General features: G+C 70.7%; 26 protein-coding genes. 9 read left to right on the top strand and 17 right to left on the bottom strand.

All coding sequences use genetic code 11. The features are described 5' to 3' along the window. Window positions 1-114: 114 nt before the first annotated feature. Together MTE01_RS06490 and MTE01_RS06495 are read right to left on the bottom strand one after the other, a co-directional pair. The gene (locus tag MTE01_RS06490; RefSeq protein ID WP_116238778.1) at window positions 115-426 is read right to left on the bottom strand and encodes a hypothetical protein; all 312 of its coding nucleotides are present in this window, start codon (window positions 424-426) and stop codon (window positions 115-117) included. Window positions 427-581: 155 nt separating this feature from the next. Continuing rightward, window positions 582-938 carry a hypothetical protein gene (locus tag MTE01_RS06495; protein ID WP_141376423.1) on the bottom strand — a complete coding sequence of 119 codons (357 nt, stop codon included), beginning with the start codon at window positions 936-938 and terminating at the stop codon, window positions 582-584. A gap of 115 nt (window positions 939-1,053) precedes the next feature. Between MTE01_RS06495 and MTE01_RS06500 the strand changes: the two genes are divergently transcribed. Further along, on the top strand, window positions 1,054-2,274 hold the full coding sequence (locus MTE01_RS06500; protein ID WP_170210635.1) for an ice-binding family protein: 1,221 nt from the start codon (window positions 1,054-1,056) through the stop codon (window positions 2,272-2,274). Window positions 2,275-2,406: 132 nt separating this feature from the next. Here MTE01_RS06500 and MTE01_RS06505 read toward each other — a convergent pair whose 3' ends face one another. The 3 genes from MTE01_RS06505 to purD all read right to left on the bottom strand — a co-directional run bounded on the left by MTE01_RS06505 (window position 2,407) and on the right by purD (window position 4,902). After that, on the bottom strand, window positions 2,407-2,919 hold the full coding sequence (locus MTE01_RS06505; protein WP_170210636.1) for a GNAT family N-acetyltransferase: 513 nt from the start codon (window positions 2,917-2,919) through the stop codon (window positions 2,407-2,409). Beyond that, window positions 2,916-3,506 carry a class I SAM-dependent DNA methyltransferase gene (locus tag MTE01_RS06510; protein ID WP_141376427.1) on the bottom strand — a complete coding sequence of 197 codons (591 nt, stop codon included), beginning with the start codon at window positions 3,504-3,506 and terminating at the stop codon, window positions 2,916-2,918. Before MTE01_RS06510 ends, MTE01_RS06505 begins: the two co-directional genes overlap by 4 nt. 124 nt (window positions 3,507-3,630) lie before the next feature. After that, a complete protein-coding gene (purD, locus tag MTE01_RS06515) occupies window positions 3,631-4,902 on the bottom strand; it encodes a phosphoribosylamine--glycine ligase (protein ID WP_141376429.1) in 1,272 nt (423 codons plus the stop codon). A gap of 184 nt (window positions 4,903-5,086) precedes the next feature. Between purD and MTE01_RS06520 the strand changes: the two genes are divergently transcribed. Beyond that, a complete protein-coding gene (locus MTE01_RS06520; protein ID WP_103206948.1) occupies window positions 5,087-5,443 on the top strand; it encodes a sterol carrier family protein in 357 nt (118 codons plus the stop codon). A gap of 130 nt (window positions 5,444-5,573) precedes the next feature. Here MTE01_RS06520 and MTE01_RS06525 read toward each other — a convergent pair whose 3' ends face one another. The 6 genes from MTE01_RS06525 to MTE01_RS06550 form a co-directional block, all read right to left on the bottom strand. Further along, window positions 5,574-6,506, bottom strand: a complete 933-nt coding sequence (locus MTE01_RS06525; protein WP_141376431.1) for a sugar kinase — start codon at window positions 6,504-6,506, stop codon at window positions 5,574-5,576. Beyond that, window positions 6,503-7,159, bottom strand: coding sequence for a bifunctional 4-hydroxy-2-oxoglutarate aldolase/2-dehydro-3-deoxy-phosphogluconate aldolase (locus tag MTE01_RS06530; RefSeq protein ID WP_141376433.1), 657 nt, complete (start codon window positions 7,157-7,159; stop codon window positions 6,503-6,505). Before MTE01_RS06530 ends, MTE01_RS06525 begins: the two co-directional genes overlap by 4 nt. Further along, on the bottom strand, window positions 7,149-8,375 hold the full coding sequence (gene manD / locus MTE01_RS06535; RefSeq protein ID WP_103206945.1) for a D-mannonate dehydratase ManD: 1,227 nt from the start codon (window positions 8,373-8,375) through the stop codon (window positions 7,149-7,151). Before manD ends, MTE01_RS06530 begins: the two co-directional genes overlap by 11 nt. A 201-nt stretch (window positions 8,376-8,576) precedes the next feature. Next, window positions 8,577-9,977, bottom strand: a complete 1,401-nt coding sequence (locus tag MTE01_RS06540) for an MFS transporter (RefSeq protein ID WP_103206944.1) — start codon at window positions 9,975-9,977, stop codon at window positions 8,577-8,579. Window positions 9,978-10,012: 35 nt separating this feature from the next. Then, window positions 10,013-11,017: an L-idonate 5-dehydrogenase gene (locus MTE01_RS06545; protein WP_141376435.1), complete on the bottom strand. Its 1,005-nt coding sequence runs from the start codon at window positions 11,015-11,017 to the stop codon at window positions 10,013-10,015. A gap of 42 nt (window positions 11,018-11,059) precedes the next feature. After that, a complete protein-coding gene (locus tag MTE01_RS06550; protein ID WP_141376437.1) occupies window positions 11,060-12,547 on the bottom strand; it encodes a mannitol dehydrogenase family protein in 1,488 nt (495 codons plus the stop codon). 146 nt (window positions 12,548-12,693) lie between these two features. On the opposite strand from MTE01_RS06550, the gene MTE01_RS06555 reads away from it, so the two are divergent. Continuing rightward, on the top strand, window positions 12,694-13,656 hold the full coding sequence (locus tag MTE01_RS06555; RefSeq protein ID WP_141376439.1) for a LacI family DNA-binding transcriptional regulator: 963 nt from the start codon (window positions 12,694-12,696) through the stop codon (window positions 13,654-13,656). A 64-nt stretch (window positions 13,657-13,720) separates the two neighbouring features. Further along, window positions 13,721-14,056, top strand: a complete 336-nt coding sequence (locus MTE01_RS06560; RefSeq protein WP_141376441.1) for a potassium transporter Trk — start codon at window positions 13,721-13,723, stop codon at window positions 14,054-14,056. A 15-nt stretch (window positions 14,057-14,071) separates the two neighbouring features. On the opposite strand, the gene MTE01_RS06565 is transcribed toward MTE01_RS06560, so the two are convergent. Continuing rightward, complete coding sequence (locus tag MTE01_RS06565) at window positions 14,072-14,683, bottom strand: zinc-binding alcohol dehydrogenase (protein ID WP_141376443.1); 612 nt, start codon at window positions 14,681-14,683, stop codon at window positions 14,072-14,074. 272 nt (window positions 14,684-14,955) lie between these two features. Here MTE01_RS06565 and MTE01_RS06570 point away from each other — a divergent pair, with 272 nt between their 5' ends. The 4 genes from MTE01_RS06570 (at window position 14,956) to MTE01_RS06585 (ending at window position 19,950) form a co-directional block, all read left to right on the top strand. Then, on the top strand, window positions 14,956-15,807 hold the full coding sequence (locus MTE01_RS06570; RefSeq protein WP_141376445.1) for an endonuclease domain-containing protein: 852 nt from the start codon (window positions 14,956-14,958) through the stop codon (window positions 15,805-15,807). A gap of 304 nt (window positions 15,808-16,111) precedes the next feature. Continuing rightward, complete coding sequence (purM, locus tag MTE01_RS06575) at window positions 16,112-17,254, top strand: phosphoribosylformylglycinamidine cyclo-ligase (RefSeq protein ID WP_103206937.1); 1,143 nt, start codon at window positions 16,112-16,114, stop codon at window positions 17,252-17,254. 6 nt (window positions 17,255-17,260) lie between these two features. Beyond that, the gene (purF, locus tag MTE01_RS06580) at window positions 17,261-18,736 is read left to right on the top strand and encodes an amidophosphoribosyltransferase (RefSeq protein ID WP_103206936.1); all 1,476 of its coding nucleotides are present in this window, start codon (window positions 17,261-17,263) and stop codon (window positions 18,734-18,736) included. Beyond that, window positions 18,733-19,950 (top strand): MFS transporter, encoded by a 1,218-nt coding sequence (locus MTE01_RS06585; protein ID WP_141376447.1) that lies wholly within the window; start codon window positions 18,733-18,735, stop codon window positions 19,948-19,950. Before purF ends, MTE01_RS06585 begins: the two co-directional genes overlap by 4 nt. Before the next feature lie 33 nt (window positions 19,951-19,983). On the opposite strand, the gene MTE01_RS06590 is transcribed toward MTE01_RS06585, so the two are convergent. The 3 genes from MTE01_RS06590 to MTE01_RS06600 form a co-directional block, all read right to left on the bottom strand. Next, window positions 19,984-20,736: a L,D-transpeptidase family protein gene (locus tag MTE01_RS06590; RefSeq protein ID WP_141376449.1), complete on the bottom strand. Its 753-nt coding sequence runs from the start codon at window positions 20,734-20,736 to the stop codon at window positions 19,984-19,986. An 82-nt stretch (window positions 20,737-20,818) separates the two neighbouring features. Continuing rightward, window positions 20,819-21,595 carry a hypothetical protein gene (locus MTE01_RS06595; RefSeq protein WP_141376451.1) on the bottom strand — a complete coding sequence of 259 codons (777 nt, stop codon included), beginning with the start codon at window positions 21,593-21,595 and terminating at the stop codon, window positions 20,819-20,821. A 263-nt stretch (window positions 21,596-21,858) separates the two neighbouring features. Beyond that, window positions 21,859-22,041: a DUF3073 domain-containing protein gene (locus MTE01_RS06600; RefSeq protein ID WP_056225789.1), complete on the bottom strand. Its 183-nt coding sequence runs from the start codon at window positions 22,039-22,041 to the stop codon at window positions 21,859-21,861. Between the two features lie 160 nt (window positions 22,042-22,201). Here MTE01_RS06600 and MTE01_RS06605 point away from each other — a divergent pair, with 160 nt between their 5' ends. Beyond that, window positions 22,202-22,717, top strand: a complete 516-nt coding sequence (locus tag MTE01_RS06605) for a universal stress protein (protein ID WP_103206932.1) — start codon at window positions 22,202-22,204, stop codon at window positions 22,715-22,717. Window positions 22,718-22,721: 4 nt separating this feature from the next. Here the strand turns inward: MTE01_RS06605 and MTE01_RS06610 are convergent, their stop codons facing one another. Then, entirely contained in the window at window positions 22,722-23,327 is a 606-nt protein-coding gene (locus MTE01_RS06610) for a PadR family transcriptional regulator (RefSeq protein WP_141376453.1), read from the bottom strand. Continuing rightward, window positions 23,327-24,172, bottom strand: coding sequence for a DUF4097 family beta strand repeat-containing protein (locus MTE01_RS06615; RefSeq protein WP_103206930.1), 846 nt, complete (start codon window positions 24,170-24,172; stop codon window positions 23,327-23,329). Before MTE01_RS06615 ends, MTE01_RS06610 begins: the two co-directional genes overlap by 1 nt. Window positions 24,173-24,297 lie beyond the last annotated feature (125 nt).

Raw genomic sequence — 24,297 nt, forward strand, 5'->3', positions numbered from 1 at the left:
GGGTGCGCGCGGGAGGAGATTCGGCGAGCGGAGGAGGGATGCCGCGGACTCCATCCTCCGCAGCGCGAGTGTCCTCCGTTCCACGTGCGAGGCGGACGGCGGTGCAGAAGTGTCCTACGGACGCCCGGCCCGGATCGCCGCGACGACCCGTTGCGCGTCGGACGCCTCGGCGCCGAAGAACCGCGGCTGAGCCGACTCGATGCGAATGAGGCCGCGGGAGTACTCCTGCTCGAGGAAGACATTCGTCACCCGGCGCAGCTCCACCGTCCAAGTGTCGGTCGTCGAGGCGAAGACGACGCGGGTGGGAGTGACCGCGAGCAGCCCTCCGCGGGCCGGAGGCGACGACTCGGCTTCGACCGTGAGCAGGGGCACCTCTTCGGGCAACAGCGCCGCAGCGAGACGTTCGCGTGCGTTCTCGCGCCGCATTCGATCACCTCACGAAGGTTCGCGGTGCGTGAGCATCGCCGTTCGAAGCCTATGTCGCGACACCCGGCCGACGCGGAAATGGGGGGCGCGCCGGCCGGGCGGCTCGGGGATCCGCGAGGCGGAACACTGTGGAGACGGGTCGACCGACGGATTCGTTACGCGGGATCGTCAAGCGGGCGCAGGACCGCGGGGCTCGAGAACGTCGCCACCGTCGCGCCCACCGCTCCACTCCGACGCCCGATGGGCCTCTCGACTCGCGCCGCGCGGATGTGCGTCTCGACGTCGTCGAAGCGAGCGGCATCCGCCGCGCGTCTGAGCCCGGTACCGGGGACGAGGAGTGTCCCGCCCACGGGCGGGAAGCCGTGACGCTCGGAGAACCGCTGTGCGCGCTCGTCGACCCCGAAGGCGAGGAAATGCGCCGCGTCGTCGCCGATCGTGGCGCGCAGGGGGCCCGACCCGTGCTCCTGTCCCTGATCCCGCGTGCGAGAGTCAAACTGGCAATCGGTCGCCAATGTCTGCGCATTCGCCTATGACGAACCTGAGAGGCGCATACTTCGAAGACCGGAGATCATGTGCATGTCGTCGACGTTCGCCCTGTGGCTCTTCGTCATCAGACAGGGGCCTCTCATGGCCACGTCCCGTTTTCTCCGACCTCTTACCCTCGTCGTCACGGGTGTCGGTCTCGCCGCGGTCATGGGGGCCGCAGCGATGTCCCCCGCCTCGGCGGCGACCGTGATCGACGGCCCGGTCGATCTCGGCACCGCCAGCACCTACGGCGTGCTCGGGGCCAGCGCCGTCACCAATACCGGCCCCACGCTCGTCAACGGTGACCTGGGGCTCTCCCCGGGAACGTCCATCACCGGCTTCGGCGGTTTGCCGGACGGCGTCGTGAACGGCACCGTCCACCAGACCGATGCCGCGGCGGCGCAGGCGCAGCAGGACGCTCTCACGGCATACGGCACCGCCGCCTCACTGACGCCGACTCGCACCGGCCTCGAGGAGCTCAACGGGCTGTCTCTGTCGCCCGGCGTGTACTCCGGCGGCGCTCTCGCCCTGGCCGATGCGGGCGCTCTGACCCTCGCCGGGGACGCGAACTCGGTGTGGGTCTTCCAAGCGGCATCCACTCTCACGATCGGCTCGGGCAGTCGCATCACGATCACCGGTGGTGCGAGCTCGTGCAACGTGTTCTGGCAGGTGGGCAGTTCGGCCTCCGTCGGCACCGCCGCGCAGTTCCAGGGCACCGTCGTCGCCCAGCTGTCCGTCACGGCGACCACCGGCGCGACCGTCCAGGGCCGCCTCATCGCTCAGAGCGGTGCGGTGACACTCGACGACAACACGATCACCGCCTCCACCGGCTGCCCTCCTCCGGGCACGGTGTCGGAGACGACCGCTCCGACCATCACGTCGCCGCCGCCGGGCAACGCCATCGTCGGTGAGGGCTACACCTCGACCATCACCGCCACGGGAAACCCCGCGCCGACCGTCACCGTGACCGGGTTGCCCGACGGCCTCGTCTTCGACAGCGGCACCGGAGTCATTTCGGGGAAGCCCACGACGCCCGGCGATTACGCGGTGGTCATCACCGCGTCGAACGGCACCGCACCCGACGCGACGCAGAACGTGAACCTCGTCGTCGGCCAGCCCGCTCCCGCGCCGAGCCCCTCGCCGTCGGCCTCCACCCCGCCGACCGGCAGCGCGACCCCGCCCCCGGGCATTCGCGCCGACACTCCCGGCGGGCTCGCCGTCACCGGTACCGATCCGACGATGGCGCTGAACCTCGCCGGCGGATTACTCGTCGCCGGTCTCGTCGCCGTCGTCATCTCCCGACGCCGCGCACGTCGCTCCTGACCCGCTGATCACGAACGCGAGGCCGGTGCACCCCCAGGGGCGCCGGCCTCGCGTGTCTCGTGCCGAGAGAGGGCGACGGCTGAGCGTCGTGCATCGCCCCGCATGCCGAGCCGCGGGGTCGGCGCGTGGCCCTCATGCCTGCCCGGGCGCGGCAATCACTCGACCCGGCCGAACCCACCGCCGCTCCGTGAGCCCGGTGCCGGGGTCGAGGAGCGTCCCGCCCACGGGCGCGAAGCCGTGATGCGCGTAGAACCGTCGCGCACGTCGGTTGACCTCGAAGACCAGAAGATGGGCGGCATCGTCACCGATCGCGGCGTGCAGGAGGCGCGATCCCAGCCCCGCGCCCTGCGCGTCGCGGCGCAGGTAGAGCGTGTGCAGTTCGCGCGGCGGTAACCCAGCGCGCGGTGAATCCTCGACGGAGGTACTCGCCACTCCGACGATCGCGCTCGCCGCCCAGGCGATCGTCACGGTCCGAGACCCGGAACGGATTCGTTCTGTCCACCGGTCGACGCGACTGCTGGCCGGGACGTCGAGCAGAGCGTCGTCGATCAGCCCGCGATAGGTCTGCTGCCACGCGAGGGTCTGGAACGCGGCGACGGCGGGCGCATCCTCGACGCGCGCCGTCGCGAGGCGGGCGATGATCACGCCCGCCGCTCGCAGAGCAGAGCCCCCACCGGCCGGCCTCCGCGCGTCTCGCGCGTGTGCGTCTCGATGACGTCGAAGCCCGCGGCATCCGCTCTGCGCCCCAGCTCCGCCGCGGGCCAGCGGTACGCCCGGACGACGGCGTGGTCGAATGCTTCGACCCCCGCGCCGACGAAGAAACCGAGCAGCAGTCGGCCGCCCGGAATCAGCGTTCGCGCGAACTCCCGCAGCGGCACGTCGACGCGCGCGGGTTCGTGGTGGATCGTCGAGAACCACGACAGGATCCCGCCGAACTCCCCGTCGGCGGCTTCCAGGCCGTCGATCGTGTCGACATCGAACCGGATACCGGCATGCACCGCCCGCGCGTGCGCGACGAACCGCGGGGAGAGGTCGACACCCCGCACGTCGAGGCCCTGCCCGGCGAGGTGCGCCGTCCAGTGCCCCGGTCCGCATCCGGCGTCGAGCAGCGGGCCCGTGACCGAGGCGGCCCAGGCGTCGACGATGCTGCGGTCGACCGGGTGCACGGCATCCATCGATCCGAGGGCCGCGATGTATTCGTCGGCGCGGGCGTCGTACGCGGTCGAACTCATCGCTCGAGGCTACGGGGTGATCTTCACCGCTGGCGGGAGGAGATCCGGGGAACGGAGGATGGATGCCGCGGACTCGTCCCTCCGCTCCCGTGATCTCCTCCGCTCCCGCAGCGCGGGGCGAAGCTCAGGCCTGCGCCACCCGCGCGGCGATGTCGGTGCGGTACTGCCCGCCCTCGAGGCCGATGCGCTCGAGTCCGGCGTAGGCCGCCTCGCGCGCCTCGCCGAACGTGGAGCCGGTGGCGACGACGCTGAGCACACGCCCACCCGTCGCGACGAGGTCGCCGTCACGTCGTGCCGTGGCGGCGTGGGCGACGTGGACGCCGTCGACCTCTTCGGCCTCGTCGATCCCGGTCAGCACACGACCGGTGAGGGGGGCCTCGGGATAGCCCTCGCTCGCGAGCACGACGGTGACCGCGGTCGCCTCGGCGAAGGCGGGACGCGGCTGATCCTCGAGCGTGCCCGAAGCCGCCGCCAGCAGAAGGCGGGACAGGGGATCGATGAGGCGGGGGAGCACCACCTGGGTCTCGGGGTCGCCGAAGCGGGCGTTGAACTCGATGACCTTCACGCCCTGCTCGGTGAGGATGAGCCCGGCGTAGAGCAGCCCGATGAACGGGGTGCCCTCGGCATCCATCTGCCGGATGACGGGCTCGGCGATGTCGCGGGTGACCTGCGCGACGAACTCGTCCTCTCCGCCGAAGCGCTCCGTCAGCCACGGAAGCGGGGAGTACGCGCCCATGCCGCCGGTGTTGGGGCCCTCGTCGCCGTCGCGCAGACGCTTGAAGTCCTGGGCCGGGCTGAGCGGGGCGACGTGGTCGCCGTCGCTGAGGAAGAACAGCGAGACCTCGGGGCCCGAGAGGAACTCCTCGATCAGCACCGCGCCGCTGGGCAGGTAGCTCTCGGCGTGGGCGAGAGCCGCAGCGCGGTCGGAGGTCACGATGACGCCCTTGCCCGCTGCCAGGCCGTCGGCCTTGACGACATGGGGGGCGCCGAACCGGTCGAGGGCGGCCTCGACGGTGGCGACGTCGTGCGCGCGCACCGATCCGCCGGTGGGGACGCCCGCGGCATCCATGATCCGCTTGGCGTACGTCTTCGAGCCCTCGAGCTGGGCTGCGGCCTTGCCCGGGCCGAACACCGGGATGCCGTGGGCGCGCAGCGGGTCGGCGACTCCGGCGACCAGGGGTGCCTCGGGGCCGACGACGACGAGGTCGATGGCCTCGCTCTTCGCGAAGGTCAGGACCGCGGTGGGATCCATCGGGTCGAGGTCGACCAGGTGCGCTTCGCGAGCGATGCCCGCGTTGCCGGGGGCGGCGAAGATCGCGTGCGACTCTTCTTCGGAGCGCAGGGCGAGGATGATGGCGTGCTCGCGCGCGCCCGAACCGAGGACCAGGATTCTCACGCGGCCAGCCTACCGAGCGCGGGGGTCGCGCCTTTCGCGCCGCCGCGCGCAAGCGCGCATCCTCAGCCGACTGCACGACCCCCGTTCACTGCGGCGGGATGCCGAGGAGGGTGCGCGATCGCTGAGGTCCTTCGCGAGCAGCGAGACGCCGACCCCGCGTCGACCCGCGGGTAGCGTGGATGCCATGCCTCCCCGCCGTATCGAGACCGGAGACGGCCGCGCCGCCCTCGCCGCCGTCGCCGCCGGAGACGCCCCGCGCCCCGCGACCGCCACAGCCGTGCGGTATCTGCTGCAACTGCTGGTCGAGAAGGCCCCCGGCAACTCGGTCGAGATGCGCGTGCCGCCGTTCGGCGCGGTCCAGGTGATCGAGGGCCCGAGGCACACGCGCGGGACGCCTCCGAACGTGGTCGAGACCGACGCCGCGACCTGGATCGCCGTCGCCACGGGCGAGGAGCACTGGGCGGATGCCGTGACCGCCGGCCGCATCGTCGCCTCGGGCGTCCGCGCCGACCTCAGCGCGCTGCTGCCGCTGCGGCCGTAGGCGGGGGTGCCGCCGGGCGCTCAGCCAGATCACGTGATCTCGGCCACAGCACACGCCATGTGCCGCGATCTCGACGAGATCACGTGACCTCGCCGGCCGCGCCCCCGCCGCCCCGCCCCCGCGCCCCGCGTCAGCGCCGGACGGGATCCCCGCCGCCGGCCAGGAACCGCTCCAGGTCGCGTCGGGTGGGGGCAGCCTCCCAGTCGCCCGGCACGAGACAGGCCATGGCCCCGCACGCGTTGGCGCGGACGAGCGCCGCGGCGATGTCCAGACCGTCGAGGTGGGCACTGAGGTACCCCGAGACGAAGGCGTCGCCCGCACCGACGGTGTCCAACGGGTCGATGGCGAAACCCGGGGCTTCGGTGGAGCCGTCGGCGGTGACGACGGCCGCACCGTCGGGACCGCGCTTGACCACCACGTGCGCCACTCCCGCATCGAGGAGCGACTCCGCGGCATCCGGGGTCATCAGCGCGAACTCCTCGAGCCCGCCGAACACGATGGTCGCGCGCTCGGCGATCTCGCGCAGGATGGGGCCCGCGACGGCGGGGCTCGCGAGGGCCGAGCGGTAGTTCACGTCGAAGCTCACCGTGATGCCGGCGCCGTTGGCGCGCTCGACGGCCGTGAGCACCATAGCGCGTGCGGTGTCGGAGAGCAGTGGTGTGATGCCGGTCACGTGCAGCAGGTCCGCTTCTTCGATCCACTCCGGGGGGACATCGCTCGGCGAGAGGCGTGAGCCGGCCGAACCGCGGCGGTAGTAGTGCACGGCGGTGGATGCCGCCGACGGACGCTCCTTGAGCATGAGGCCCGTCGGCGCTCCGCCGTCGACGATCGCGCGCACGTCGAGGCCCTCGGCGCGCAGCTCCCGCGCGATGCGCTCGCCCAGGGGATCGTCGCCGACGCGGCCCAGCCACGAGACGTCGACCCCCAGCCGGCGCAGGCCGACGGCGACGTTGCTCTCCGCCCCGCCGATGCCCAGGGCGAGCCCCGCGGCGTGGCGAAGCGAGCCGATCTCGGTGGTGCGGGCGAGCGCCATCGTCTCGCCGAGCGTGACGACGCGGGTCACGCGGACTGTCCCTCGGGGCGTTCGGAACCCGCGCACACCGCGACGAACCGCTCGGCCCGGTCGCGCAGCGCGCCCAGGTCGCCGCCACGGAAGGCGTCACCGAGCAGGGGCCCGCCCACGCTGACCGCCACGGCCCCCGCCGCGAGCCAGGCGGCCGCGGAGTCGGCATCCACTCCTCCCGAGGGGACGACGGCGATGTCGGGGAACGGCCCGCGCAGGTCTTTCAGGTAGCCGGGGCCGACCTGACCGGCCGGGAACACCTTCACGGCCGAGGCGCCCGCCGACCAGGACGCGAACAGCTCGGTCGGGGTGAGACCGCCGGGGATGATCGGTATGCCGGCATCCACCGCCCGCTCCACGAGCGCGGAGGAGGTGATCGGCGTCACGACGTAGTCGGCGCCCACCTCGATCGCGCGCTCGAGCTGGCCGAGGGTCGTGACGGTGCCGATGCCGAGGTCGAGCGTGTCGCCGAACGCGGCGCGAAGCGAGGCGAAGGCGTCGAAGGTACCCGGGGTCGTCAGCGTCACCTCGACGCTGCGAATGCCGCCCTCGGCGAGGGCGTCGAGCACCGCCCCGTAGTCCGCGGCGGCCGACGCCCGCGCGACCACGACGAGCTTCGACGAGAGGGTGCGCAAGGGCAGCTCACCAGTCATGGACGGTCCCATCGAGCAGGCGGTTCACGGGCAGGTACGCCTTCGTGTACTCGAAGGCGCTCGCGGCCTCTTCGTCGAGCTCGACGCCGAGGCCGGGCTGATCGCCCGGGTGCAGGAAGCCCCGGTCGAAGGTGAACGACGTCTGGAACACCTCGAGCGTCTGCTCGTTGTGCGGCATGTACTCCTGGATGCCGAAGTTGTGGATCGCCAGGTCGAGGTGGAGCGCCGCGGCCATGCCGACGGGCGAGATGTCGGTCGGACCGTGGATGCCGGAGCGGATGCCGTAGATGGCGGCGAAGTCGAGGATCTTCTTCATCGCCGTGATACCGCCGGTGTGGGTCACGGCGGAGCGCACGTAGTCGATCAGGCGTTCGGTGATGAGCGTCTGATAGTCGTACACGGTATTGAAGACCTCGCCGATCGCGAGCGGGGTGGTGGAGTGCTGTCGGATGAGTCGTAGCGCCGCCTGGTCCTCGCCCGGGGTGGCGTCTTCGAGCCAGAACAGGTCGTAGGGCTCGATGTCCTTCGCGAAGCGCGCGGCCTCGATGGGGGTCATGCGGTGGTGGCCGTCGTGCAAGAGGCGCAGGTCGGTGCCGAACTCCTCCCGGATCTGCGCGAAAACGCCGGGCATGTGGGTGAGGTACTGGCGGGTGTCCCACTGCTCCTCGGCCGGGCGGTCGCCCGAGCGCTTGGCCGGTTCGTAGTCGTAGCGCACACCCGGACCGGCGGCCGAGACACCGTAGATCTGCCCCAGGCCGGGGACGCCGGTCTGCACGCGGACGGCGGTGAAGCCGAGTTCGCGATACCCGGTGATCGCGTTGGAGAGGGCCGCGAAGTCGGTGCCCGAGGCGTGCGCGTAGACCCGCACGCCGTCGCGACTGGCTCCGCCGAGCAGCTGGTACAGCGGCATCCCGGCCTTCTTCGCCTTGATGTCCCACAGGGCCATGTCGACGGCGGCGATCGCGGCCATCGTCACGGGCCCACGGCGCCAGTACGCGCCCCGGTAGAGGTACTGCCAGGTGTCTTCGATGCGGTCCTCGTCGCGCCCGATGAGCATCGAGGCGAGGTGGTCGGAGAGGTACGACGCCACGGACAGCTCGCGGCCGTTGAGCGTGGCGTCGCCCCAGCCGACGATGCCGTCGCTGGTGGTGACCTTGAGGGTGACGAAGTTGCGGCCGGGGCTGGTGACGATGACGTCGACGGAGGCGATGCTCATACGGGGTCTTTCTTGTCGAAGCGGGAGGCGGGGCGGGGGTGCGTCGCGTGGCCGGGTGGGGCGATCGAAGTGGCCCCGGGGCGTCTCGGGTGACCCCGGGGCCACGCACGATGGCGGATCGCACTCACCGACGAAGCGGGATGCCGGGCGGACTCGCCGTCACGAGCCCGCCCGGGGTGCGGGGCGAAGCGCCCCGCGGGTTCACATCGCGGGACGGGGATCGCGCAGATCGCGCCCGGTCCACTCGGGGGCGACGATCGCGGCGACCAGTGCCGAGGCGGTGAAGACGCCCATGAGCACCATGACCGGCACGATGCTGCCGGTGGCCGCGGCCACCCACGCGGCGGCGACGACCGGACCGATACCCGTGGCGACGATGGCCGCGATCTCGCGGACGACGGCGGTGAGCGTGTAGCGGTTGCGTGCGCCGAAGATCTCGGGGATCGAGATGTTCTCCATCGAGGCCAGCCCCAGCACCGAGATGTTGTGGATGAGTGCGTATCCGACGAAGATCGCTCCCACTTCGCGCGAGTTGATCAGCAGCAGGGTCGGAACGATGAGCAGCAGCGACAGCGCCGACATCACGATGTACATCCGGCGACGGCCGAACCTGTCGCCGAGGAAACCGACGAGGGGGATCGTGATGAACCCGATCAGCGACGAGACGATGACGATCTCGGGACCGACCTCTTTCGAGATCGCGAGGGTGATCGTGATGAACGAGATGAGGTAGGTCTGCACGATGCCGGAGTTTCCGGCCTGACCGAAGCGCAGCAGGAACGACACGAGGACGGCCTTCAGCGGCTTCTTCTGCAACGACTCGAGGGTGCGGATGTCGTTCGTCTCGGTGGCGACCTTGTGCAGCTCGGCGCGCGAGAGCGCCTTTCCGTCGACGACGTCGGTGCGCTCCTCGAAGACGGGGCTCTCCTTGAGGTTGAAACGCACCCACAGGGCGAAGAGCATGATGACGGCGCTGCCGATGAAGGGGATGCGCCAGCCCCACGCGATGACGTCGCTCTCCATCATCACGGCGAGCAGGATCGCCCAGATGCCCGAGGCGAAGAGCGTTCCGCAGTTGGTGCCGAGCGCGACGAGCGAGGCGACGATTCCGCGACGGTTGTCGGGCGCGTATTCGGCGAGCATGACGCCCGCGCCCGAGATCTCCGCTCCCGCGCCGAAGCCCTGCGCGAGGCGGAGGACCACCAGCAGGATCGGGGCGAGGATGCCGACCTGCTCGTACGTGGGCAGCACGCCGATGAGCGTGGTCGCCGCGCCCATCAGCAGGATCGTGTAGAACAGCACCTGCTTGCGGCCGATCTTGTCGCCGATACGGGCGAAGAAGAACGCACCGACCGGGCGGGCCACGTATCCCACGCCGTAGGTCGCCATCGCCAGCACGACCGCCATGGCCGCGTCGCCGCCGGCGAAGAAGATCTGGCTGAAGACGAGGGCGGCGGCCAGCGAGTAGAGCTGGAAGTCCATGAACTCCAGCGCGGTGCCGAGCCAGCCCGACACCGCGGCGCGGGCGAGGTCGCCGACGGATCGTTTGGCGACGGGCGGCGGCGTCGAGGCGTCGACGCCGGGGGCGGAAGAGCTGCTCATCGGATTACTCCTTCGTAGTGATGATGTGTCGGGTGTCAGAGGGAGAGAAGGACCTTGGCGGATGCCGAGGAGTCCCGCGCCGTGGCGAGCGCGCTCACGGCGTCGGAGGCGGGGACGACGTGCGAGACGACCGCGTCGAGGGCGGTGCTGGAGGCCAGCAGGGCGATCGCGTCGTCGATCTCGGTCGAGAAGCGGAACGCGCCGCGCAGGGTCAGCTCTTTGCCGAGCATCGGCGCGAGGTTCACGCCGATCTCGGCGTCGGGGAGCATGCCGACCTGGACGACGGTGCCCGCTCGGCGGGCGGCACGGACGGCCTGGGTCAGGGCCACGCCGACACCGGAGCACTCGAAGACCACGTCGAAGGACTCGGGATCGATCGCGTCGGTGCCCACGAGGAAGGTCTCGGTCGCGCCGAGCTCGCGCGCACGCTCCAGGGGCTCGGGCCGCACGTCGCTCGCACCGACGACCGAGGCTCCCGCGTGGACGGCGGCCGCGATCGTGAGTAGCCCGATGGGACCGGCGCCGATGACGAGGGCGCGTTTTCCGGTGAGGTCTCCCGCGAGGCCCACCGCGTGGAGGGCGACCGCGAGGGGCTCGGCGAGCGCGGCGCGCTGGAGCGGCAGTCCCTCGGGGAGCACCCGGATCATGTGCTCTTCGACGACGAGGAGCTCGGCGGCCCCGCCCTGGCGGTGGGGGAACCCTGCGGCACTGCCCAGGTAGTCGCCGCCCGCGCGCAGGTGCGGACGCTTTTCGAGGCCGGGCGTCGACGGGCCGAAACGCGCGGGGTGGACCGTCACGGGCGTCCCGGGGGCGAGTCGTCCCGAGGGGTCGAGATCGACGACCGCCGAGAGCTCGTGTCCGGGGGTCAAGGGTTCCCGGACGGCGTACTCGCCGTTCTTGCCGTGGAAGTAATAGTGCAGGTCGGATCCGCAGATTCCGACATAGCGCACGCGGAGGCGCACTTGACCCTCGCCGGGTTCGGGGTCCGGTCGGTCTTCCCAGCGGATGTCCTCCGCGGCGTGGATCGCGAGAAGCTTCATCGCGTCTCCTTCGTGTCGAAGCGCCCGAGGGGCGCCGGGTGGTCAGTGGGTGGTCGGTGCCAGAGCGTCGGATGCCGACAGGCTGTCGGCGATGGCGCGGTCGACGCCGCGCGTGACGATCGTGTCGAGGAGGTCGCCGACACGCTCGACGAAGGCGGTGCGGTGGGAGAGCTCTTCGCCGAAGAGCTGCAGGTCGACGATCGCCCGAGCGGCGAGGCCGCGTCCATCGCGGGTGGCGACGGCGGTCAGCCGTTCGCGCGCCGGGTCGGTCATCGCGGCCGCGTGCGGGCCCGGGTCGAATCCCGCGGGAGGGGCGACGCAGGCGAGGTAGGCCGCCACGGTGAGGGCGATGAGGTGGGGGAAGACGCCGTTCTCGAGCGCGTGGAGCACAGGTCCGGGGATGCGCTGTCCGAGCTTGACCGAACCATCCGAACCCACCTGGCTGGTGCGGTGTCCGAGGGCGCTGTTGCCCCAGCGCGAGAACAGGTCGCGTTTGTACTGTGCGATGTCGACGCCCGCCGGTGCCGTCACCGAGGGCTCGTACTCCTGGCGCAGGATGGCCGCTGCGGCGGACTCCACGTCGGGCAAAGAGATGGCATCCGGGATGGTCGCTGCCCCGCGCAACGCACCCAGGTACGCGATGAGGGAGTGCGTGCCGTTGAGCAGCCGCACCTTCAGCTGCTCGAAGGCGCCCACCTCGTCGGTGAAGACGGCGCCGCCGGCCTCCCAGGCGGGACGTCCCCCGGCGAAGCGGTCTTCGATCGCCCACATCGTGAACGGCTCGGCGGGCACGGGGATGTCGTCGCGCGCGCCCAGCAGGGCGGTGACGCGCTCGGTGAGCTCCGGCGTCGTCGAGGGGACGATGCGGTCGACCATGCTCGAGGGGAAGGTCACGGCCCGGTCGAGGTAGGCGAGGACGTCGGCGCCCTCGGCATCCGGAAGCTCCCGCACGAAGTCGCGCACGAGCTTCTCGGTGTGCGATCCGTTCGAGAGCAGGTTGTCGCAGCTGAGGATCGAGATCGGCGCACCGCCCGCGGCGGCGCGGCGCTGGAGCCCGCGAGCGAGCTGCCCGATGGTCGAGCGCGGGTCGCCCCCGCGCAGATCGCTCGCCACGATCGGGTCGGTGACGTCGAGGTGCTGGGTGGCGTTGGAGTAGCTGTAGCCGTTCTCGGTGACGGTCAGCGTCGCGATGCGGATCCGCGGATCGGCGAGGTCGTCCACGACCCGGGCCGGCTCGTCGGCGGCGACGTACGAGTCGGTGTGCACGCCGGGGACGACCAGCGACGTGCCCTCGGGTGAGATCGTGGCGACGGCGTACAGGTGGTCTTGGGCGTGCAGAGCGTCGACGACACGGTGCGAGCGCGAGGCGACCCCGACGATGCCCCAGTCCCCGCCTTCGGCACGCAGGGCGGCCGCGGTGTAGACCGCTTGGTGGGCGCGGTGGAAGCTTCCGAGGCCCAGGTGCAGGATGCCGGCTCCGCCCGGGGTGACGGTCGCGTTCGCGGTGCCGCGCTGCAGCCGTGCGCTCATGAGCGGGTTCCCGACGGCGCGGCGGTGGTCGACCGGGGGAGATCGTCGATGATCAGCATGTAAGCAGTTTTCAAGCGTTGTACAAACTTGTCAAGTGTTTACATCTACGGATGCGCGATGATGGAACGTCACGGACAGGGGTGAACATGGCGGCGAATCTCACCGAGGTGGCCAAGCACGCGGGCGTCTCGATCGCGACCGCGTCGCGCGCGTTCGGCGAGCCCGACCGCCTGGCCCCCGCCACCCTCGACCGCGTTCGCCGCGCCGCCGTCGAGCTGGGGTACACGGCGCCGCAGGCGACCGTCGCCACCCGCACGATCGCGGTGATCGTCCCGGATGCCGCCAACCCCGTATACGCGACGCTGCTCAAGGCCATCCAGGCGCAGGCGTGGCACGGTCGTCACCGCATCGTGCTGTTCGACGCCGACGAGGATCTCCACCGCGAGCGCGAGAGCATCGAACTCGCCGCGCGCACCGACGGAGTCCTCCTCTGCTCACCGCGCCTTCCCGAGCGCGACGTTCTCGCACTCGTCGGCGACACTCCGCACGTCGTCGTCAACCGCGTGCTCGACGGAGCGGTCTGCGTCGTCATGGACGCGGAGCGCGGACCCGTCCAGGCTGTCGAGCATCTCTCCGCGCTCGGTCACTCCCACATCGCCTACGCCTCGGGCCCGCACGGCTCGTGGGCGGACGAGCAGCGCGCCGGTGCCGTCGAGCGGGCCTGCCGGCGCTTCGGCATCCGGCTCTCGCGCCTCAGCCACAACGCCGCGTCGATCCAGGGTGGTCGAGCGGCCTCGGCGGCTGCCGTCGCGACCGGGGCCACCGCCGTGATCGCGTACAACGACCTCGTGGCTCTGGGCCTCGAGGCCGGGATGGCCGAGCTCGGGCGCGCGTGCCCCGACGACGTCAGCATCGTCGGGATCGACGACATCGACCTCGCCGGTGCGGTCACGCCCAGCCTGACGACGGTGCGCATGCCCATCGCCCGCTCCGGAGCGCTCGCCGTCGACCTGCTGCTGCAGTCCATGGCCGGGTCGGCGCCGATCGCCGACACCGTGCTCCCCTCCGAGCTCATCGTCCGCCGGTCCACCGCTCCGCCCGCCGGCTGATCCGGTATCTCGACGCCCGCGCATTCCCGCCCCGCCGATCCGCCAGCGGTGGGACAATGGTCGTATGGCCGAGCAGCCCGCCCCCGAACGACCGTCTTCCTCAAGCGACGAGCGACAGACGCTGACGGTTCGTCGCGCCCCGAAGTACGGCGTGTTCCTGGGAGCCGGGGCGTTCGCCGGCATCCTGATCGCCCTTCTGCTCACCGTCTTCATCGACGGTTCCGACATCAGCCCGTACACGCAGGTCGTCTACTCGCAGATGCAGGTCTTCGGGTTCACGGCCCTGATCTTCGTGGTGCTGGGCGTCGCGGTGGGGGCGATCGTCGCCCTGATCTTCGAGCGCACCGTCGGCGGTCGTACTCGCCAGGTCACCGTCGAGCACGAGCAGCACGGCATCTGACGCGCAGCTCGTCGATCAGGCCAGTTCGGCGATGATCGGGTGGATCGCGGTGTCGAAGGCCGCGACGTCGCCGCGCAGGCCGTCGGTCACCGCCACGGTGAGCGAGCCGATCCACCACACGCCTCGCTGAGCCAGCGGAAGCACCTGCACGTTCAGCTCGAACGAGTGAGCGCGTCGCCCCACGGCCCGCTCGTGCGCGGCGATCGCGCTCGCATACGCGCGGTACGAGACCCCGGGCCGGGCGGTGGTCTCGCGCGTATAGCGATCGTTCGCGAGCCGCGCGAAATCGACGGCGTCGTCGGCGTGCGCGCCGATGGCTGCGCGCAGGGTCTCCGAGCCGTCGACCGGCAGGGTGACGAGCGTCTCGAAACCGTCGATCAGTTCGAGGGGCACGGGCGAGGGGTGCGCCTGGGGCTCCACCGTCATCGCCCAGTACTCGCGCCACTCGCGTTCGAGCTGCGCGTGCGCGGCATCCGTCCGCTCATCCACCCACGGGGGCGGCACGCGCCGCAGGGCGGGGAGCTCGTCGGGAGACCGGATGCCGAGGACCTGGCGCAGGTAGAGCGCGACGAGCACCGATTGCGCCGCGTCCTCGCGGATCACCCACTCCGGCTGACCGCCCGTCATGGCGCCATTGTAGGGAGCGGGAGTGACGTAGGGGTGGGTCTTGCGTCGGGCCGGGGGTGCGTCGCGGGTGGCCGGGTGCGCGCGCCGCGGGAGGTCGCGGGAGGAGAACTCCGGACGGGAGGATGCCAGGCGCCCGGTCCGTCCTCCCGTCGCTGAATCTCCTCCCGTCGTCAGCCCCGGTGCGCGTGCTCGTACTTCCTCCACATCCCCGTTGTCCACAGCGCGTCGCGCGATCCGCCGATCGCACGCCGTCAACCGGGCACGATGGCGCGATGGTCGATTCCGCGCTCCGCCTCGATGGGCTCGTCACTCGCCTTCGTGCTCTCGGCGGGGTGGCGGCCTCCGCCCGTGTGCAACGGGAGGGTTTCTCCGCCGGTACCGTCGGGGCGGCCGTTCGCGCGGGCGCCGTTCTCCGTATCCGTCGCAGGTGGCTCGCGCTGCCCGAAGCCGACGCGTTCCTCGTCGCGGCGGCACGCAGCGGTGTGGTGCTGACGTGCAGCACGGCCGCCCACCGGCTGGGGCTGTGGGTGCTGGAACACGAGGAGGTGCATGTCGCCGCCCCTCCCCACGCGGGTCGCATCACGGTGGCAGAGGGCACTCGCGTGCACCGGTGCACGCCGCTGATGCCGCGGCATCCCGAGGATCTCGTCGATGGTGTCGTCAACATCCTGGGCGTCGTCAGCAAATGCCTGCCGACGGAGCAGGCCCTCGCCGTCTGGGACTCGGCGCTGAACAAGAAGCTCGTGACGCTGGACGAGATGCGGCGGTACCGGCTGACAGGCCGAGGCAGGGCGCTCCCGGACCTCGCCACTCCTCTCGCCGACTCGGGTCTGGAGACCTTCCTCATCGTCCGGCTGCGATGGCTGGGGGAGCGCCTCACGCCGCAAGCGTGGATCCTCGGTCATCGCGTCGATCTGCTGATCGGAGAACGACTTGTGGTTCAGGTCGACGGTGCTCACCACGTGGGCGCACAGAGAGAGGCCGACATCCGGCACGACGCTCGGCTGATGCTCAACGGCTATCACGTCATCCGCGTCGGCTACCGGCAGGTGGTCGAGGACTGGCCCTCCGTGCAGCAGCTCGTCGTCCACGCCATCGCGCAGGGGCTGCATCGAGCTCGCTGACGTGCCGCGGGCGGGGCGTCGGGAGGAGAACCCGCGAAGGGAGGGCGGGTGCGCGTCTCGAGTTCCTCCCGTCACGGAATCTCCTTCCGTAACCGAAGCCCTCGGGGTCGGCCGGCAACCGCCACGCCCGCGCGAGGCGTGCGCGAGGGGAGGAGATTCCGCGCAGGGAGGAAAGATTCGGCCTCGAAAGCCCTCCCGCGGGGCGATCTCCTCCGTTCCCCCGCCCAGGGACGCTTCCCTGTGTTCTGAAAGGGTCACGCGGGGTGCGGTGCCCGCGCCTGTCCGCCCCGGGTAGTCTGTTGCGGTGGCTTCCGCTCCCCACGAAAACCCATACTCCGCCGCAGGCGTCGATACCGCCGCCGGAGATCTCGCCGTCGAACTGATGAAGTCGGCCGTGCGTCGTACGCACGGGCCCGAGGTGCTCGGTGGGGTGGGCGGTTTCGCCGGTCTCTTCGACGCCTCCGCGCTCCGCGACTACGCGCGCCCCCTGCTCGCGACCAGCACCGACGGTGTCGGTACGAAGGTCGCGATCGCGCAGGCCATCGACAAGCACGACACCATCGGTGAAGACCTCGTCGGCATGGTCGTCGACGACATCGTCGTGGTCGGTGCACGTCCCCTCTTCATGACCGACTACATCGCGTGCGGCAAGGTCGTGCCCCCGCGCATCGCCGACATCGTCGCGGGCATCGCGCGCGGTTGCGCCATGACCGGCACCGCGCTCGTCGGCGGCGAGACCGCCGAGCACCCGGGTCTGCTCGGCATCGACGACTACGACGTCGCGGGAGCGGCGACCGGTGTCGTCGAGGCCGATCGCGTGCTCGGTGCCGACCGCGTCCGCGCGGGAGACGTGGTGCTGGCCCTCGCCTCGAGCGGCCTGCACTCCAACGGCTATTCGCTCGTGCGCCACATCATCACCGGCGCGGGGATCGCCTACGGCGCGGCCTCCGCGGAGCTCGGTAGCACGTGGGGCGAAGCGCTGCTCGAGCCCACGCGCCTGTACACCTCGCCGCTGCTGCGTCTGCTCGACGACGCGGCGGTGGGCAGTGGCATCCACTCGCTCAGCCACGTGACGGGCGGCGGTATCGCCGCGAACCTCGCGCGCGTGCTCCCGCAGCAGAGCTGGGTCGATGTGGACCGTTCGACGTGGAGCCCCGCGCCGGTGTTCCGCGTCCTCGCCGACATGGGTGGACTCGAGCTCACGGCGACCGAGGGCACGTGGAACCTCGGCATCGGCTTCCTCGCCGTCGTCTCGCCCGAGATCGCGGATGCCGCGACCGCCGCGCTGCAGGCCGATGGCATCGCCACCTGGCAGGTCGGCGTCGTCCGCGAGGGCGCTCGCCCCGAGGGCGAGTACGAACAGGGAGCGAAGGGCGTCGACGGAGGGGCCGTGCGCCTGGTCGGAACCTACGCGGATGCCGGGCACCCGGCGAACGGAGCGGTCTGACACCCCATGTGCGGCATCGTCGGCATGGCCGGGCAGGGCCCGGTCAATCAGGAGATCTACGACGCGCTCCTGCTCCTCCAGCACCGAGGGCAGGACTCCACGGGCATGGCCACGGCCGAGTCCAGCGGCGTCTTCCACATCCACAAGGCCCGCGGACAGGTGCGCGAGGCCTTCCGCACGCGCGACATGCGCGCCCTGCTCGGCGACATCGGTCTGGGCCACGTGCGCTACGCCACCAAGGGCACCGCGTCGAACGAAGAAGAGGCGCAGCCCTTCTACGTCAACGCGCCCTACGGCATCGTGCTCGTGCACAACGGCAACCTCACGAACACGCGCGAGCTGACGACCGAGCTGTTCCACAAGGACCGCCGCCACCTCAACACCAGCAGCGACACCGAGCTGCTCGTGAACATCCTCGGCTCCGAGCTGCAGTCCGAGATCACCGGCCCCGACCTCGACCCCGCGCAGGTCTTCCGCGCGGTCGGCCGCGTGCACGAGCGGGTCGAGGGCTCGTACGCGTCGATCGCCCTCATCGCGGGCTATGGCCTGCTCGCGTTCCGCGACCCGTTCGGCATCCGCCCGCTCATCCTCGGCAAGCGTCCCGCGCCCGAGGTGCCGGGGGGAGAGCCCCGCGACGAGTACATCGTGGCGTCCGAGTCGCTCGTGCTCGAGAACGCCGGCTTCGAGATCGTGCGCGACGTCGAGCCGGGCGAGGCCGTGTTCATCACCCTCGACGGCACGCTTCACGCGCAGCAGTGCGCGAAGAGCACCGTGCTTGCGCCCTGCTCGTTCGAGTACGTCTACCTCGCCCGTCCCGACTCGGTCATGAACGGCGTCTCGGTGTACGAGACGCGCCTGCGCATGGGCGAGCGTCTGGCCGACACCGTCGCGAAGTACACGCCCGCGGGGGCCATCGACGTGGTCATGCCGATCCCCGACTCCGCCCGTCCCGCCGCGATGCAGGTGGCCCGCAAGCTGGGCATCGAGTACCGCGAGGGCTTCTACAAGAACCGCTACGTCGGCCGGACGTTCATCATGCCGGGACAGGCGGTGCGCAAGAAGAGCGTGCGTCAGAAGCTCAACGCCATGTCGACCGAGTTCCAGGGCAAGAACGTGCTGCTGGTCGACGATTCGATCGTGCGCGGCACGACGAGCCGCGAGATCATCCAGATGGCTCGGGATGCCGGAGCCAAGAGCGTCACGTTCGCCTCGGCCGCCCCGCCGGTGCGCTATCCCCACGTGTACGGCATCAACATGCCCTCGCGTCACGAGCTCGTCGCGCACGGCCGTACGATCCCCGAGATCGCGGAAGAGCTCGGCTGCGACTACCTCGTGTACCAGGAGGTCGACGACCTCAAGGCGGCCATCATGGAGGGCACCGACCTGGTCGACCTCGACATGAGCTGCTTCGACGGGCGTTACGTCACGGGCACCGTGTCGGACGAGTACCTCGCCTGGGTCGAGGGCAGCCAGGAGTCTTGACCCGCCGTCGGGCGGGAACCATCGCGCTCGCCGCGGCGGCGATCGTGCTGCTCGCGCTCACGCTGCGGATCGCGGTCGCGTCGCTCTCTCCGCTGCTGACGCGCATCGGCGAGGACTTCCCCCTCCCCGCGGCCGTCGTGGGACTGATCGGCATGGCACCGCCGGTGGCGTTCGCGCTCGCCGGCATGGTCACCCCGGCGATCGAGCGTCGTCTCGGCCTCGAGCGTTCCGTGCTGATCGCTGCGGTCACCGCCGCGGCGATGCTCGGCCTCCGCGCGGCCGCGGTCGACGCGTGGTCGCTGCTGGGCGCGACGGCGGGGGTGTTCGCCGCGGTGGGCGTGGCGAACGTCCTGATCCCGACCGTGGTGAAGAAGTACTTCCCCGAGCGCATCGGTCTCATGACGACCGTCTACAGCACGGCGATGGCGGTCGCCACCTTCACGCCCCCGCTCGTGGCCGTGCCCCTGGCCGACGCGGTGGGGTGGCGCGGTTCGTTCGTGACCTGGGCCGTCGTGGCCCTCGCCGCTGTCGCGCCGTGGGTCGCATTGAGCCTGCGGGCGCGAGTGTCGCGGCGCGATGCGGTCGACGAGCCGCGCGCCGACGTGCTGGCGCGGATCGTGCGCGTGCCGCAGACGTGGGCGCTCGTCGTCACGTTCGGCGTCAACTCCTCGGTCGCCTACGCCATGTTCGCGTGGATGCCGCCCCTGCTCATCGACGTCGCCGGTGTGGATGCCGCGGAAGCCGGTGGACTGCTCGCCCTCTTCTCGTTCATGGGGCTGCCGGTGTCGCTCCTCGTCCCCCTGCTCGTGTCTCGACGGGGCCGCACGACCCCGTTCTACGTGGTTGCCGTCGGGGGCGGGCTGGTGGGGGTCATCGGGTTGCTGGTGGCCCCGTCGGCGGCGACGGTGCTGTGGGTGGTGCTGGTCGGCACCCCGCCGCTGATGTTCCCGCTGGCGCTGGTGCTGTTCGGGCTGCGTACCCGCTCGCACGAGACCACAGTCGCGCTCAGCGGCTTCGTGCAGAGCGTGGGGTACGGGTTCGCCGCGCTCATGCCCCTGGCGATCGGGGTGACCCACGAGCTCACCGGTGGATGGACCGCGGGGCTCGTGCTGATCGGCGTCGCGCTGGTGCTCGTCGTGCCGGCTGCGATCGTCATGAGGCGCCGCGAGAGCGTCGAAGAGGCGTGGGAACGCCGCACGGGGCTCCGCTGGTAGAAGAATGTTCGCCCCGGTCAGCGGGATCCGTCGTCATCGGATGGTGATGGGGGTGCCCAGCGGCAGGAGGCTCGCGAGTTCGGTGATGTCGGTGTTGGAGAGCCGGATGCAGCCGTGGCTGGCTGATCGGCCGATGCTGTCGGCATCGTCGGTGCCGTGCAGACCGATCTGGCCGGGACCGCCGCCGAAGTTCGAGAGCACGTCGGAGAACGCCGACAGGCCGAAGGCGTAGGGGCCGTATCCCTCGTTGGTGGGCTGGAGCAGCTCGGTGAGAAAGAACGCGCCGTGCGGGGTCGGGGTCCCGCCGGTACCGGTGGCGGCGCGGAAAGTCTTCACCGGGTGGCCATTCTTCAGCAGCGTCAGGGTGTTGTCCTCGGTGGAGGCGTCGAGGCTGTACTCAAGGCTGTGCTGAACAACGGCATCGGCCTTGACCCATCCCGTGCTGCCGTTGGGGCGTTGAGCGAGGTGCACCTGCAGCCAGTCTCCCCGTGTGGCGGCCACGAGAAGCGTCAGGGGCGCGCCGGACTCCTGCGGGTTCCGCAGGGTGGCTGTCACGCTGCCGCCGGGCTCATCGTAGACGTCGAGTATCGCGCCCGTCGCCGTGGCCGAGGTGGCGGTCGCCGCCGGGGTGCTCGCCGCCGGCGTCGAATCGGCTGTCGGCTGCGTCTCGGCGATTGCGGAGGGGGCCGCGTCCGGCGTCGCGGCGGGAGAGCATCCGGCGAGCAGGAGGCTGGACAGGAGCGCCACGGCTCCGACGCTGACGGATGCGGTCGTGCGGCTGAGCACCGGGAACTCCTCAGGGTGGGTGGAAACGGGAACGCCGGGCCGGAACGAACGTCCCGGCCCGGCGTCGGACACGCCTTATCGATCAGCCGGTGAAGGTCGCGGCACGCTTGACCGGGGTCGCCGGGCCCGCAACGGGCACGGGAGCCGGGGTCGTGGCATCCGCGGTCACTGTGAAGCTGACCGGCGCGGCCTGGATGGCGCCCGCTTCGGTGGATGCGCTGAGGTTGTAGGTGCCCGCGTTGGCGTAGTTGGTGCCGACTTCGGGAACGTAGTGAAGAGTGACGGTGCCGGTCGCGTCGGCGACGGCATCGGGACCGGCCTGGTCGCCCGTACCGGGTGTCGAGATGCCGAAAGCGACCGTGGCGCCCGGTGTGAAACCGGCGAAGGTCGCGGTGACACCATTCTTCAGATAATCCGACAGCGGCTGGGTGGTCGGCGTTACCGACGACGCGGGCGGGGCGACGACGGTGATCTCAGTGAAGGCCCCCGAGTTGTCTGCTGGGTGCGTGACGGCAATTCTGTGCGCGCCGGTTGAAAGGCCGGCGGGGATACGTGCCGTGCCTTTGTATTGGCCGCTGCCGTCCGCTTCCACGGCGCTGCCCGTGACGGGATACGTCGTCAGCGGGGTGATGTCGTCGATGGTGAACTCCAGGCTGCCGCCCTCCGGGAATCCCGAGGCGGTGAGCGTGATCGTGCCGCCGGGGGTCACCGTTGCGGAGCTGGAAGCGAGCCCCGGGTCGGGGCGGGCCTGGGCGGAAACCGCTCCTCCGAGCGTCAGGAGCGCCGTCAGGAAACCGGCGATGAGGATCGAGGCGGAGCGCTCACGTCGCGAACGCGTGCGAGGTGTAGTCGTCGACATGGGAGTGTCCCTGTTCTGTGCAGTGGCGGCACCCGATGGAAGGGTGGATGCCATCGACGGGAAGAGCACCCCGATTGCAGAGCAGTCGGAGCACCCTCCGCATCATAGCGACAGGAGGGTGTCAAACCCACGAAATGGAATGAAGCGGTACAAAACGGTTTGCAGATCGATCTGCACCACGAACAGGCCGCCCCCTCGTGGGAGTGGCGACCACAGGGCCGTGATGCGCGGTTTCGCGCGGTACGGAAACGAGCGGGAAGGCGTCAGGCCTTCTCGTTGTCGTATTCGTCGCTGTACTGGTCGGCCCACTTGTCGACGTACGCGTCTTCACCCGGAGCGGGTGCACCCAGTTCGCGCTCGAGAGCGGAGTAGTTCACCGAATAGGTGTCGTACTTCAGCTCACGGGCGATCTTGGTGTTCTTCGCCTTCTGACGGCCACGCCCCATGCGAGACCCCCTCACGATCGACGTCGAGGGCCGACTGCGGGCCCTGCGTATTGCGGTTCCGGACCGAGCCGGTAAGAGTAACAGCCAGGATATCACGGCACCTTCCGGCCGAGCCGTCGAGCGGCGGCCGCCGGGAGTGCCGTCGTCGAGAGGAGCCGTCATGTCCGATCAGCCCCGCCCGCGTACCGGTCGCGGAAAGGTGATCGCGGGCGTCGTGCCCGGTCAGTCCGCCAGGATCGTGCGCGAGGCGGCCCACTATGCAGCCCTCGCGCGCGCGGAGCTCGTCGTCGCTCACGTCGACACCACCCGTTTCGTGGCCTTCGAGGATCCCGACGGCTATGTGCACTCGTCCACCGTCGACGTGGCGGGGGACGCCGCGAAGGCCGCTCTCGACGAGGTGCGCCGCATGACGGCCGAGGCTCTGGCCGGAAGCACCGTCACGTGGACGGCACGCCAGATCATCGGAGATCCGGCGCTGGCCCTGATTCAGCTCGCCGACGAGATCGACGCGTCGCTCATCGTCGTCGGGACGCGCAAGCGCGGCCTGGGTGAATCCCTGCGCGAGTTCCTCACCGGCTCCGTAGCCGCGCGCCTGAGCCACCGGCAGCGCCGACCGGTTCTCGTCGTCCCGCAGGGAGAACCGGTCGGCGCCGAGGAGGAGCTGCCGTGGGAGTGACGCTCTAGGTGCGCATCGCCCGCGCGACCGCTTCGGTGGCGTGGCGCAGCGCGGCCTCGATGTCGTCGACTCCGGATGCCGCGAGCTCCCCGCCGCGCGCCACGTGCGAGCGCAGTTCGGAGCGCACGCGCCCGCGGAACTCGTTGATCGCGGCATCGGCGCGAGAGAGCTGTTCGCGGCTGCGGGACCGCGCGTCGTCCGCCGGAGTCGCCTGGGCGTGCTCGCGCTCCTCCCGAGAGGCAGCGGCGAGGTCGGCGCGGAGGCTGCGCATGGCGTCGCGCACACTGCCACGCACCTCATCGGCGATCAGTCGCACGCTGTCGGCGAGCCCGGCCTGAATGCCCTCGAGGTCGCTCGTGCGTGCCGCGACTTCGGCGCGGCCGGCATCCGTGATCTCGTAGACGGTCTTGCGGCCGTCGACGGTCTTGGTGACCAACCCCTCGTCCTCGAGCTTCGAGAGCCGCGGGTAGATGGTGCCGGCTGATGGGGAGTAGGTGCCGCCCGTTCGCTCCGAGAGGGCCTGCATGAGGTCGTACCCGTGGCGCGGGGCCTCCTCGAGCAGGCTGAGGATGTACAGGCGCAGATCGCCGTGCGAGAAGGCGGGGCTCATCACCACTCCTCCTCTCCGGCGAGTTCCTCGGGACGCAGGCCCGAGATGCCGCGGCGCAGCACGGTGATCTCGCCCGAGACGGTATTGGCGCGCACGTCGACGAACGAGCCCGCGAGGGCGCCCGTCGACCCGGTGTAATTGGTGGGTCCCTTGCCGGAGCGCACCTGGCCGTCGATCTGAACGCGGCCGCTCACCGATCGCGAGACGTAGTTGGCGGGGAGCGACCGGTCGAGGCGGATCGTCGCCGTGCCGCTGACGGAGTTGAGCGAGATCGCCTGGGTCGCGCCCGTCGAGTCGACGAGCATGGCACCCGACACGGTGTCGATCGATGCCTTCGTGATGCGGCCGGTGGCCGCGACGTCACCCGAGACGCTGTTCGCGCTGAGGGCGCCTTCGAGTTCGCGCACCTGCACATCCCCCGATACGGCGTTGAGGTCGATGTCGCCGCGGAGGCCGTCGACGATGATGTCGCCCGACACGGTGTTGAGCCGCACATCGGTGCGCAGACCCGAGACGAGAGCGCTCGCGCTGACGACGCCGAGGGTGAGGGCGACCGTGCGCGGTACGGCGACACTGACCTCGGCCTTAGGGCCGCCCGAGCCGAAGTTGCGGAACACCTCGAGAAAGTTGTCCCACCGCAGCTGTGGGTGGTCGATCTCGAGACGGCCGTCGACCATCTCGATCCGCAGGTCTTTGACGGTGACGCCGTGCACCTCGATGCGGGCATCGGGCTCGTCGTGCGCGATGACGTCGACCTGTCCGCCGACGAGGCCGACCTTCAGCTCACGCAGCGAATCGATGTCGATGACGCGCGTCTCGCCGGGGTGGACGATCCATTTCTCCATGGCGGGTTCTCCTCAATCGCGATATATCGCGTTAGAGGGAGTATCGCGATATATCGCGAGTTCGTCAACCCCGGGAGGTGGGGTTCGTACGGCCGAACCGCACGCGTGGCTCGGTGTCGCCGTGT

It is taken from the genome of Microbacterium testaceum (assembly GCF_006539145.1).
GTDB classification, from domain to species: Bacteria; Actinomycetota; Actinomycetes; order Actinomycetales; family Microbacteriaceae; genus Microbacterium; species Microbacterium testaceum.